The organism is Nocardia sp. NPDC056611 (assembly GCF_042792755.1).
GTDB lineage: Bacteria > Actinomycetota > Actinomycetes > Mycobacteriales > Mycobacteriaceae > Nocardia.
On sequence record NZ_JBHTVV010000009.1, the window covers coordinates 86,792 to 99,478 of the forward strand.

General features: G+C 68.9%; 8 protein-coding genes. 5 read left to right on the top strand and 3 right to left on the bottom strand.

The genetic code is table 11. The annotated features are described in order from the left end of the window. Positions 1 to 65 precede the first annotated feature (65 nt). Both ACFRAQ_RS33300 and ACFRAQ_RS33305 read left to right on the top strand, forming a co-directional pair. Positions 66 to 1,262 carry a type III polyketide synthase gene (locus tag ACFRAQ_RS33300; protein ID WP_379106827.1) on the top strand — a complete coding sequence of 399 codons (1,197 nt, stop codon included), beginning with the start codon at positions 66 to 68 and terminating at the stop codon, positions 1,260 to 1,262. Between the two features lie 36 nt (positions 1,263 to 1,298). Continuing rightward, positions 1,299 to 3,152, top strand: coding sequence for an ATP-binding cassette domain-containing protein (locus tag ACFRAQ_RS33305; RefSeq protein ID WP_379106829.1), 1,854 nt, complete (start codon positions 1,299 to 1,301; stop codon positions 3,150 to 3,152). 59 nt (positions 3,153 to 3,211) lie between these two features. Here the strand turns inward: ACFRAQ_RS33305 and uvrA are convergent, their stop codons facing one another. Next, on the bottom strand, positions 3,212 to 6,214 hold the full coding sequence (gene uvrA / locus ACFRAQ_RS33310) for an excinuclease ABC subunit UvrA (protein ID WP_379106831.1): 3,003 nt from the start codon (positions 6,212 to 6,214) through the stop codon (positions 3,212 to 3,214). 146 nt (positions 6,215 to 6,360) lie between these two features. Continuing rightward, positions 6,361 to 7,197: a sigma 54 modulation/S30EA ribosomal C-terminal domain-containing protein gene (locus ACFRAQ_RS33315; protein ID WP_379106833.1), complete on the bottom strand. Its 837-nt coding sequence runs from the start codon at positions 7,195 to 7,197 to the stop codon at positions 6,361 to 6,363. A gap of 261 nt (positions 7,198 to 7,458) precedes the next feature. On the opposite strand from ACFRAQ_RS33315, the gene ACFRAQ_RS33320 reads away from it, so the two are divergent. Both ACFRAQ_RS33320 and ACFRAQ_RS33325 read left to right on the top strand, forming a co-directional pair. Continuing rightward, on the top strand, positions 7,459 to 8,106 hold the full coding sequence (locus tag ACFRAQ_RS33320; RefSeq protein WP_357097132.1) for a response regulator transcription factor: 648 nt from the start codon (positions 7,459 to 7,461) through the stop codon (positions 8,104 to 8,106). A 71-nt stretch (positions 8,107 to 8,177) separates the two neighbouring features. Further along, positions 8,178 to 9,926 carry a GAF domain-containing sensor histidine kinase gene (locus ACFRAQ_RS33325; protein WP_379106835.1) on the top strand — a complete coding sequence of 583 codons (1,749 nt, stop codon included), beginning with the start codon at positions 8,178 to 8,180 and terminating at the stop codon, positions 9,924 to 9,926. A 50-nt stretch (positions 9,927 to 9,976) separates the two neighbouring features. On the opposite strand, the gene ACFRAQ_RS33330 is transcribed toward ACFRAQ_RS33325, so the two are convergent. Continuing rightward, positions 9,977 to 10,978, bottom strand: coding sequence for a beta-ketoacyl synthase N-terminal-like domain-containing protein (locus ACFRAQ_RS33330; RefSeq protein WP_379106837.1), 1,002 nt, complete (start codon positions 10,976 to 10,978; stop codon positions 9,977 to 9,979). 321 nt (positions 10,979 to 11,299) lie between these two features. Here ACFRAQ_RS33330 and ACFRAQ_RS33335 point away from each other — a divergent pair, with 321 nt between their 5' ends. Further along, positions 11,300 to 12,634, top strand: a complete 1,335-nt coding sequence (locus ACFRAQ_RS33335) for a diguanylate cyclase domain-containing protein (protein ID WP_379106839.1) — start codon at positions 11,300 to 11,302, stop codon at positions 12,632 to 12,634. Positions 12,635 to 12,687: the final 53 nt, after the last annotated feature.

The following is a 12,687-nucleotide window of genomic DNA, read 5'->3' on the forward strand; positions in this document are numbered from 1 at the left end:
CGGCGCGCCGGAACATGCGCCGGCCGCACCGCGAGTTTCACCAAAGAATACGAGGGGAGTCATTCGTGTCCATCACCATCGACGAAGGGGCCGCCCGGCCCGCCGCCCGGTTCGCGGGAGGCGAGCCCGGCTACGACTTCGCGCCGACCCCGCTGCCGCCGGCCCCGCCGACCACCGTCGGCGTGATCGAGTCCATCGCCACCGGTGCGCCCGCGCAGATCTTCGCGCAGGCCGACGCCGCCGCCCAGGTCGCCGGACTGTTCACCGATCCGGCCCAGCAGGCCCGGATCCCGCGGATCTACCAGAAGACCCGGGTCACCACCCGCCACCTCGCGGTGAACCCGATCGACCCCGAATTCCTGTCCTACAGCCGGGAATCGGGCACCATCCGCGACCGCATGAACACCTTCTACGACCACGCGGTGCCGCTGGCCGTGGACGTGGCCGGCCGCGCCGTCGCCCACCTCGAGGACCCGGCCGCCGAGATCGGCATGCTGGTCTTCGCCACCAGCACCGGGTTCATCGCGCCCGGCGTGGACGTGGCCGTGGTCAAGCAGCTGGGCCTGTCCCCCACCGTCAACCGGGTCGTCGTGAACTTCATGGGGTGCGCCGCGGCCATGAACTCCGTACGCGCCGCGACGGATTACGTGCGGGCGCACCCGGACAAGAAGGCGCTGGTCATCTGCATCGAGCTGAGCTCGGTCAACGCCGTGTTCGACGACAATGTCAACGACGTCATCATTCACAGCCTCTTCGGCGACGGCTGCGGCGCGGTGGTCATCGGCGCCCGGCAGGCGCACCAGAAGCTGCCGGCCGGATCCATCGTGATCCGGGACAGCTTCAGCTACCTGTTCGACGACGCCGAGGACGGAATCGTGCTGGGCGTCAACGACAACGGCATCACCTGCGAGCTGTCGGAGAACCTGCCGCAGTACATCCTGCGGGGCGTGGACCCGGTGGTGACCGAGGTCCTCGCGCGCCAGGGCCTCACCAAGTCCGACATCGATCTGTGGGCGATCCACCCGGGCGGCCCCAAGATCATCGAGGAGTCGGTGCGCTCGCTCGGCCTCGGCGCCGAAGAGGCCGCCACCAGCTGGGACGTGCTCGCCGAGTACGGCAACATGCTCAGCGTCTCGCTGATCTTCGTGCTCGAGCAGATGGTCGCGCAGTCGGCGTCCCAGCCGATCTCGACGGGCGTGGCGTTCTCCTTCGCGCCCGGCGTCACCCTCGAGGGCGTCGTGTTCGACGTCATCCGTTCCTGACCAGCCCGACCCGTCCAGTCCAGAGAGCCAGCAGTCATGCAACTCATCAGATTCCTCATCTCCATCTCGTGGATGCGGATCGCCGGCGTCATCGCCTCCGGTCTCGTCTGCGGTGCGGCCAATACCTACCTGGTGACATTGATTCGGGGAGTGGTGTCACCGGAACCGCATCCGGGCGTCACCGTCCAGGCGTTCGTCGCGACCGCCCTGGTCATCCTGATCAGCGGCGTGATCTCGCAGGTGCTGCTGATCCGGCTGGCGCAGGACGCCATCTACCGGCTGCGCGCGGACCTGAGCTCCCGCATCGTGTCCGCGCCGCTGGAACACCTGGAGCGGCTGGGCCAGCACCGGCTGATCGCCACCCTCACCGAGGACGTGCGGGCGCTGTCGCAGGCGGTGACGGCCATCCCGAGCATCTGCATCGATCTGGCCACCATCGTGGGCTGCTTCGTGTTCCTCGCGGTGGTGTCCGGGCCGATCTTCGCCACTACGGTGGCGGGCACGCTGCTCGGAATCGCCTGTGTGGAACTGGTTCTCAAGCGGGTGCGGGCGCTGTACCAGTCCGCGCGGGAGAACGAGGACGGGCTGCTGCGCTCCTTCCAGGCGGTGTCGCTGGGCATCAAGGAGCTCAAGCTGCACCGCGGGCGGCGGCGCGACTTCATGGACAAGCACCTGCTCGGCTCCGCGGAGACGTTGCGGGCGCAGAACATCGACGCCGGATCGAAATTCACCGTGGCCCAAGGGTTCGGGCAGCTGCTGCAGCTGGCCACCATGGCGCTCATCCTGTTCGGGCTGGCGCGGGCGCTGGAACTGCCGCAGAACGTGATGGTCGGCTACGTGCTCGTCACCACGTTCCTGGCGATGCCGATGCAGAACTTCATGCACCGCATCCCGGACCTGCTGCGCGGCGACGTGGCACTGGCGAAGATCCGGTCGCTCAATCTGTCCATCCAGACCGCGCACGACGAATCGCGGCTGCCCTACACCGAGCGCGCCGCGGTCACCGCGGCACGGCTCGAGCTCAACGACGTCGGCTACAGCTACCTGACCGAGGCCCCGCCCGCGATCCCGCCGCTGCCCGGCACCGGACCGCACCCCGGCCCGGGTCCCGGGCAGCGCCCCGGCGGCGGCCGGCCGCATCCCGGCGGCCCGCCTCCGGGCCACGGTCCGCAGGGTGTCGACCGGCCGGATGTCAACGGGCACAGGTTCGTCGGCCACGGCGGGCACCCGCTGCCCAACGGCGGACCCATGGCCCCGCCGCAGGCCGACGGCTCCGGCTTCCACCTGGGCCCACTCGATCTGACCTTCGAACCCGGCCAGATCAGCTTCATCGTGGGCGGCAACGGCAGCGGTAAATCGACGCTGGCCAAACTGATCACGGGCCTCTACGTCCCGCAGCACGGCCATCTCACGCTCAACGGCGAGACGATCGACCACACGAACATCGAGTGGTTCCGGCAGAACAGCTCGGCGGTCTTCACCGACTTCCACCTGTTCGAGGACTACCTCGGCTTCGAGGACGGCATCGACGACGAGGTCCGCAAGTACCTGAAGGAGCTTCGGATCGATCACAAGGTGACCGTGGAGAACGGCCGGCTGTCGACGATCGACCTGTCGCAGGGGCAGCGCAAGCGCCTGGCGCTGTTGACCGCGCTGCTCGAGGACCGGCCGATCTACCTGTTCGACGAGTGGGCCGCCGATCAGGAGCCGAAGTTCCGTGACGTGTTCTACCGCGAGATCCTGGTCTCGCTGAAGAACCGCGGCAAGACCGTCATCGTCATCACCCACGACGACCGGTACTTCGACTGCGCCGACCAGCTCGTCAAACTCGACTTCGGGCACATCGCCGAGGTCACGGAACACGAGCCGCCGCTCGCGGCCGCCGAGTAGGAGCGAAAGACGAAGGCCCCGTACCGATTCCGGTACGGGGCCTTCGCGCTGCCGGACGGTCAGCGCAGCGCGGCGGCCTTGCGGCGCGCCGCGGCGGCCTTCTTGGTGGCCGCGGCCTGGGCCTCGGTCTTCGGGGCGGCCTTCTTCGCGGGCGCCTTCTTGGCCACCGCCTTCTTCGCGGGCTTCGGCTCGGCGAGGGCGGCCGGCTGCGCCGCGAGCACATCCTTCAGGAACTGGCCGGTGTAGCTGTCCGGCACCGCCGCGATGTCTTCCGGGGTGCCCTGGGCGATGACCATGCCACCGCCGGAACCGCCTTCGGGGCCCATGTCGATGACCCAGTCGGAGGTCTTGATGACATCGAGGTTGTGCTCGATGACGATCACCGTGTTGCCCTTGTCGACCAGGCCGTTGATGACGGTCAGCAGCTTGCGGATGTCCTCGAAGTGCAGGCCCGTGGTGGGCTCGTCGAGGATGTAGATGGTGCGGCCGGTGGAACGCTTCTGGAGTTCGGCGGCCAGCTTCACGCGCTGCGCCTCGCCGCCGGACAGCGTCGGGGCCGACTGGCCCAGGCGGACATACCCGAGACCGACGTCCACCAGCGTCTTGAGATAGCGGTGGATCGAGGTCACCGGTTCGAAGAAGTCCGCGGCCTCCTCGATCGGCATGTCCAGCACCTCGGCGATGGTCTTGCCCTTGTAGTGGACTTCGAGGGTTTCGCGGTTGTACCGCGCGCCGTGGCAGACCTCGCACGGGACGTACACGTCCGGCAGGAAGTTCATCTCGATCTTCAGGGTGCCGTCACCCGAGCACGCCTCGCAGCGGCCGCCCTTCACATTGAAGGAGAACCGGCCCGGCTGATAGCCGCGCACCTTGGCCTCGGTGGTGGCCGCGAACAGGGTGCGGATCTTGTCGAAGACGCCGGTGTAGGTGGCCGGATTCGAGCGCGGGGTGCGGCCGATCGGCGACTGGTCCACCTGCACCAGCTTGTCCAGGTGATCGAGGCCGTTGACCCGGGTGTGGCGGCCCGGCACCTGACGCGCGCCGTTCAGCTTGTTCTGCAGCACGGTCGCCAGAATGTCGTTGACCAGCGTCGACTTACCCGAACCGGAGACGCCGGTGATCGAGGTGAGCACGCCCAGCGGGAAATTCACGTCGATGTCGCGCAGGTTGTGCTCGGTCGCGCCGACCACGGTGAGCTGCTTCTTCTTGTCGATCGGCCGCCGCACCAGCGGCAGGTCGATGCGCTCGCGCCCGGAAAGGTAAGCGCCGGTGAGGGAATCCTTGTCCTTCAGCAGCCCCTCGTAAGGACCCGAGTACACCACCTGACCGCCGTGCTCACCGGCCAGCGGGCCGATGTCGACCACCCAGTCCGAGGCGTGGATGGTGTCCTCGTCGTGCTCGACCACGATCAGCGTATTGCCGAGACTCTTGAGGCGCGTGAGGGTTTCGATCAGGCGGCGGTTGTCGCGCTGGTGCAGGCCGATGGACGGCTCGTCCAGCACATACAGCACGCCCACCAGACCCGACCCGATCTGGGTGGCCAGGCGGATGCGCTGCGCCTCACCGCCGGAGAGAGTGGCGGCGGCGCGCGAGAGCGTCAGATACTGCAGGCCGACGTCGAGCAGGAAGCCCAGGCGCGCCTGGATCTCCTTGATCACCTGCGCGGCGATGGCGGCCTGCCGGTCGTCGAGGGTGAGGGTGTTCAGGAAGTGCGCGGCATCGCCGATCGACAGATCCGAGATGTCGGCGATGGAGCGGCGTTCGGTGCCGGCCGACAGCGTGACCGCGAGGATCTCCGGCCGCAGACGCGCGCCGGCGCACACCGGGCACGGGATGTCGCGCATGTACCCGTCGTAGTGCTCCTTCATCGCCTCCGACTCGGTGGCGTCCATGCGCCGCTGCAGGAACGGCATCACACCCTCGAAATCGGCGTAATACGAACGCTTGCGGCCGTAGCGGTTGGTGTAGGAGACGTGGACCTGCTCGGAGCTGCCCTCCAGCACCGCCTTGCGGGCCTTGAGCGGCAACTGACTCCACGGCGTGTCCATGGAGAAGCCGATGGCCTCGGCCAGGCCCGACAGCAGGCGGGTGAAGTACTCGGCGGTCTGCCCGCGCGACCACGGGGCGATCGCGCCGTCGGCCAGGCTCAGATCCGGGTCCGGCACAACGAGATCCGGATCGACCTCCTTGCGAATACCCAGACCGGTGCAATCCGGGCAGGCGCCGTAGGGCGAGTTGAAGGAGAACGACCGCGGTTCCAGGTCCTCGATGTCGAGGGGGTGCCCGTTCGGGCAGGCCAGCCGCTCGGAAAAGCGCCGCTCCCGATCGTGGGCGTGCTCGTCGCGGTCCACGAAGTCCAGCACCACGATGCCGTCGGCCAGCCGCAGCGCGGTCTCGATCGAATCGGTCAGGCGCTGTTTGGAACTCGGCTTCACGGCGAGGCGGTCGACGACCACCTCGACATCGTGCTTCTCCTGCTTCTTCAGCTTGGGCGGATCGGTCAGCGGATGCACCACGCCGTCGACCCGGACCCGCGAATAGCCCTGCGCGTTCAGCGACTCGAACAGGTCCACGAACTCACCCTTGCGGGTGCGCACCACCGGCGCGAGCACCTGGAACTTGGTGCCCTCCGGCATGGCCAGCACCTGATCCACGATCTGCTGCGGGCTCTGCTTGGCGATCAGGTGACCGCAGACCGGGCAGTGCGGGGTGCCCGCGCGCGCGAACAGCAGACGCAGGTAGTCGTAGACCTCGGTGATGGTGCCGACCGTGGACCGCGGGTTCCGGTTGGTCGACTTCTGGTCGATGGACACCGCCGGGGACAGGCCCTCGATGAAGTCCACGTCCGGCTTGTCCATCTGCCCCAGGAACTGCCGGGCGTAGGCCGACAGCGACTCCACGTAGCGGCGCTGTCCCTCGGCGAAGATGGTGTCGAAAGCCAGCGAGGACTTTCCGGACCCGGACAGACCAGTGAAAACGATGAGACTGTCACGGGGTAGGTCGAGATCGACCCCTTTGAGGTTGTGCTCCCGTGCTCCGCGCACCGTCAGGCGATCCGCCACCTGGCCATCCTTCCAACGTTCCGGCATCCAGACATACCCCCGACGCCATGCTAGGGGCACCCACCGACAAGTTTGGATACCAGAGCTGAAACGCTGGTCACAGTGTGTTTATTGCGACGGGCGAGGGTGATGTCGCCCGCACCGGCTCAGGCCGACTTCTCGGTGATCGCCCCGGCGGCCCCGGCCGCGCTGGGCAGCGCCCGGCGCACGCAGCTCGCGATCACCCGCGGCTGCCGCGCCCGCTCCCGATCGCGGGCGCGATCCTCGGACCCGGCCGCGGTGACCAGGGCGAGATCGCCGTCGAAGCGGCGGTACAGCAGCCGCCCGCGGCGGACATCGGCGTCGATGAAGAAGAGGTACGGCAGCCCGCCCAGGCACAGCCGGGCCACCGCCTCGTCCTCGAGCAGCATGGGCACGCCGTCACGCGGGCGGCCCAGCGTGCGCACCCCGAGCGGCCCGGTCCAGCAGACCACCGCCTCGGATCCGGTGTCGGCGTCGATGAACAGGTGCGCGTCGTAGTCCATGGCGTCGAGCACGCGCGCCGCCGCCGCGGGTGTGGCCACCTGTAGTCGGCAGTCCTTGCGCCGCACGATCGGCCGCGGCTCGGTGATCGCGGACAGCGACGGCCGCGCGGGATCCGGCCAGGGCCGGGACAATTCGTCCGGCGGGCAGCCCAGTCGCAGGTCCAGCCGTTCCAGTGCGAAGGTGGCGGCGAACCGTCCCGGCCCCGCGACCTGTACCCGGAACGCCTTCCCCAGCGCTCGGACACTCGCCTGCACCAGGGTGGTGCCGTCCTCGGGATCGCCGTGGTCGGGATCGGGCCAGCGCAGGCGTGCCCGCACCGGCCCGCCGACTCCGTGGCGGCGCAATATCCTGCCCAGTCCGCGCACCACCCGGGTCACCTCCCCCGACGGGACGGGCCCGTGCGTGGTCACCACGAAATCGGGATCGATTCCACTCGACCACACATCGAACGCGCCCATAGCCGACCCCGCTCTCCCTGTATCCGACCCGGCAACCGAATTCCATGGCAACACACGTCACGCGGGCCCGACAGTGCCGAAAGTCCCGAAACAGACCACTTTCGGGGAAAAGTCTCCGACAAAAGATCTCGGGCCGCCGATCATCCGGGAGATTAGGGACCTTCGGCGGTATCCCGTTGCCGCGCCGCGAGTTACGTTGGCCGGGACCGTTCGCGCACGCGCGCGAACCGACCGCGCATCACCGACATCCTGGAGGCCGTCGTGATCAAAGTCTTCCTGGTCGACGATCACGAGATCGTCCGCCGCGGTCTGACCGATCTGCTGGAAGAGGACCCCGAGCTGACCGTGGTCGGCGAGGCCGGCGACGTCGCCCAGGCGCTGGCCCGGATCCCGGCGCTGCGCCCCGACGTGGCGGTGCTCGACGTGCGCCTACCCGACGGCAACGGCATCGAACTGTGCCGGGACCTGCTGGCCGACATCGACGATCTGCGCTGCCTGATCCTCACCTCCTACACCGACGAGCAGGCCATGATGGACGCCATCCTGGCCGGCGCCAGCGGCTACGTGGTCAAGGACATCAAGGGCATGGAGCTGGCCAAGGCCATCAAGGAGGTGGGCGCGGGCCGCTCGCTGCTGGACAATCGCGCGGCCGCCGCCCTCATGGCCCGGCTGCGGCGCAGCACCGAATTCGACGGCCCGCTGGCCGGTTTGACCGATCAGGAACGCAAACTGCTCGACCTGCTCGGCGACGGCCTCACCAACCGGCAGATCGCCGAACGGATGTTCCTGGCGGAGAAGACGGTCAAGAACTATGTGTCGCGGCTGCTGGCCAAACTCGGGATGGAACGCCGTACCCAGGCGGCCGTGCTGGCGTCGAAATTGCGTACAGGACAACCACGTTCGGCATGACAACCGCACGGCAACCTCGGCGCGCATAGAATCGCGCTGACGTGGCGTATCCGCCGGACCGCAGGACATACATGCACGACACTCCCCGCACCGGCCCTTACTCGGTGCGTGAAACGCTGTCGCAGCTGCGATTACGCGAGTTGCTCACCGAGGTCAAGGACCGAGTCGAACAGATCATCGACGCCCGCGATCGGATCGACGGGCTGGTCGAGGCGATGTTGCTGGTCACCTCCGGGCTCGATCTGGACCAGACGCTGAGCACCATCGTGCGCGCGGCCACCATCCTGGTCGACGCCCGCTACGGCGCGCTGGCGGTGCTCGGGCACGAACAACAGCCCAGCCAGTTCATCTTCCACGGCATCGACGAGCAGACCCGGGTCAAGATCGGGGCGATGCCCGAGAGCCACGGCGTGCTCGGACTGCTGCTCGACAAGCCCGAACCGCTGCGCCTGGACGATCTGACCCGCCATCCCGCCGCCGTCGGGTTTCCCGAGCACCACCCGGACATGCGCACCCTGCTGGGCATGCCGGTGCGCATCCGCGGTGAGATCTTCGGAAACCTGTATCTCGCCGAGAAATCCGGCGGGCACCCCTTCACCGAGGACGACGAGGTGCTGCTGCAGGCGCTGGCCGCCGCGGCCGGTATCGCCGTCGACAATGCCCGGCTCTACGAGCAGGCCCGCACCCGGCAGGCGTGGATCGAGGCCACCCGCGACATCGCCACCGAATTCCTGGCCGACACCGAACCCAGCAAGGTGCTCGCGCACGTGGTGGCGCACGCGCGCGAACTCACCGCCTCCCAGCAGGCGCTGCTGGCCGTGGTCGCCGATCCCGAGGAAGCGCCCGAGCGGGTCACCGAGCTGGTGGTGGCGCAGTGGTCCGGGCCGGGCGAGCCGCCCGCCGGGCACGCGGTGCGCACCGTCGAGACCGCCGTCGGCCAGGCCCTCACCACCCGCACGCCGCTGCGTTTCGACGACGGCCGCCACATCGACCTGGGCACGCCGATCGCCGATATCGGCCCGGCCCTGGTGCTGCCGCTGCACACCCCCGATTCCACCCTGGGCGTGCTGATCACGCTGCGCTCGGCCGAATCCGCGCCCTACTCCGACGAATTGGTGGAGCTGATCGCCGCCTTCACCGATCAGGCCGCGCTGGCCATGCAGCTGGCGGTGGCGCAGCGGCGCATGCGTGAACTCGACATCCTCACCGACCGCGACCGCATCGCCCGCGATCTGCACGACCACGTCATCCAGCGGCTGTTCGCCATCGGGCTGGCGCTGCAGGGCACGGTGCCGCGCGCGCGGGTGCCCGAAGTGCAGCGCCGGCTCGCGGACTCGATCAACGATCTGCAGGACGTGGTGGAGGAGATCCGCACCTCGATCTTCGACCTGCACGGCGGCGACGGGCACAGCACCCGGCTGCGCCAGCGCATCGAGCGCGCGGTCAAGCAGCAGACCACCGCCACCGACATCCGGGCGCTCATGCACATCACCGGCCCGCTGTCGGTGGTCGAGCCCGCGCTCGCCGATCACGCGGAAGCCGTTGTGCGCGAGGCCGTCTCGAACGCGGTCCGGCATTCGGGGGCCGACACCATCACCATCGACATCGGGGTGGCCGACGATCTCACCATCGTGGTCGCCGACAACGGCCGCGGGATCCCGGACTCGATCACGCCCAGCGGGCTCACCAATCTGGCGCGCCGCGCCGAGCAGGCGGGCGGGCGGCTGGCGGTGTACCCGCGCCGCGCCGACAGCGGCGACGACGATGAGGACATCACCACCACGGGGACCAAACTGCACTGGTCGGTGCCGCTGCACTGACCGTGTCACGCGACCGCACCGACCGTGTCACGCGACCGCACCGACCGGTGTCACACGATCGGGCCGAGCACCACCGCACTGTTGTTGCCGCCCATGCCGAGCGCGGTCTTGAGGGTGAGGCCGCGGATGCCGGGTTGCACGCCGTCCACCAGGCGGGCCCGTGTGGGCGCGACGATCGGCGCGGACACCAGCACACCGCGCTCGTAGCCCATGGCCGCGGCGGCCACCTCGATCCCGGCCGAGGCGGCCTGGCAGTGCCCCGCCAGCGGCTTGAGCGCCGTCACCTGCGGGCGGTCGTCGAAAATCCGGGCCAGCAGCGCGGTTTCGGCCGCGTCGCACTGGGCGGTGCCGGAGGCGTGGGCGCTGAGGCAGGCGATCTCCTCGGGGCGGACGTCCGCCGCGGCGAGGGCGCGGTGCACACAGTCGAAGATCTGCTCGTACGAGGGCTCCACCGAGACGACGTGGTAGGCGTCGCTGGTCATGGCCCCGCCGAGCACCGCCGCGTAGGGGCGGTCGGCGTCGCGGGTGAGCATCAACGCGACCGACGCCTCTCCGAAGACGAAGCCGCGACTGCCCTCCTGGAACGGCCGGCACGCCTCCAGCGGATCGGCGTCGAAGACCGCCGCGCCCAGATTCACGAACGCCTGCACCATGTCCGGGGAGGCCGACAGGTCGGTGGCGACCACCAGTACATCGTCGGCCAGGCCGTGGTCCATCCATAATCGGGCGGTGACCAGGGCCACGTTGAGCGAGGAGCAGGCGGCGCTCACGTTCATGGCCGGGCCGTGGAAGCCGAACTCGCTCATGAGCATCGACACCGGGGTCGAGGGGATCAGCCGCAGATAGTCGCGTGAGCGCCGCTGCCCGCCGTCGACGGTGAAGAACTCCTGCCACTCGTCGAGGTTGCCGAGCACGATCGCGTGCAGCAGTCCGACGGTCCGGCCGGGCCGCCAGCCGCGGCCGCGGGCGTCGGTGACCGCTTCGCGCGCGGAGTCCAGGACCGCGCGGAGGTAGCGGCTCGGCGGTAAGTCCGGATCACCGCCCTCCGGCACGCGGGCAATCCACCCGTGCCGATCGCGTCCGGGCCCGTACCCTGGATGTAGCCGGGCTGCGGATTTGCCGCTCAGCAAACCCTCCCAGAGGGTTTCTCGGCCCCAGCCGTACCCGGTCACGGCACCGATACCGGCAATCGTCATATGATCTTGATGCTGACCGTCGGCAATCGGGACGGGGATAGTGCCAGGCATTTACATCGCTCCTCTCCGGTAATTCATTCAATACGGTCGGCAAGCTGCAGCAGCAAATTTCCAGATAACAGAATGGTGCCGTGCTCCATCGACGTGTTCCGCACCGACGATCAGGGGGTGAACGAAATGGTGGGTAACGATCGGGCAAACCTCCCGGCCGACGCCGAACAGCTGGCCCAGCGCTACCGGTCCCTGGTGGACTACAGCCCGGACGGGATCGTGGTCCATGAACGCGGAATGATCGTCTACGCCAATCCGGCGCTGCTGCGCATGCTGGCGGCCGCAGAACCCGAGGACGTCATCGGGCGGCCCGTCACCGAGTTCGTCGCGCCGCCGTCGGTCGCGCCCATGCTCGACCGCATCCGCCGGCTCACCATCGCCGGCAACGCCTCCGACCCCGCCGAGATGACCCTGCTGCGCTGCGACGGGCACTCGGTGGAGGTCGAGACCGTGTCGGTGCTGACCGCCTGGCACGACCATCTGGCCTATCAGGTCGTCGTGCACGACCTGACCCCGCAGCGCCGCGCCGAGGCCGCCCAGCGGCGCGCCGAGCAGTTCTTCACCTCCGTGGTGTCGCAGCTGGACGAGGGCGTGGTGGTGATCGGCCGCGACGGCCGCATCGAATCCGCCAATCCGGCCGCGCGCCGCATCTTCGGCTACGACGCCGAGGACCTGATCGGCACCCATATCGACGACCTGCCACTGTGCCTGCTCGACGCGAACGCCCAGCCCATGCCCTCGACCTGGTATCCGGTCATCCGCACCCTGGCCACCGGCGAGGACGTGACGCGGTTCGTGTTCGGGCTGGACCGCCCCGACGGGCAGCGGCGCTGGCTCTCGGCCAACAGCCGCCTGCTCAACCCCGAGGACCCGAACTCCCCGGCGGTGTCCTCGTTCAACGACATCACCGAATTCCGGGCCAGCCGAAGGCAATTGGAGTACCAGGCCACCCACGACCCGCTCACCGGGCTGGCCAACCGGTCGCTGGTGCTGTCGAGGCTGGCGGCGGCGCTGGGCACCACCGAGACGCTGCCGGTGTCGAGCGTGCTGTTCATCGACCTGGACGGGTTCAAGACCATCAACGACACCCTCGGCCACGCCATCGGCGACACCGTCCTGCAGATCGTGGCCCAGCGGTTGCAACGCGGGCTGCGCGCCGACGACGTGGTGGGCCGCATCGGCGGCGACGAGTTCCTGGTACTGCTGTCCGGGCGCACCCTGGGCGACGATCTGGACGCCCTCATCGCCCGGCTGCGGCAGGCCACCTCCGAGCCGATCGTCGCGCGCGGACACCGCATCCAGGTCGACGCCTCCGTCGGCGTCACCCATCTGCACGCCGGCGACACCCGCACACCGGAAGCCGTGCTGCACGACGCCGACCTGGCCATGTACCGGGCCAAGCCGCCCAACCACCACAACAGTCCGCTGGCGCGGCGCACCGACAGCACCCACGCCTCGTAACCCGGACACCCACGCCTCGTCACCTGGCGATACGGCGCGGGCAAGCAAGGCGC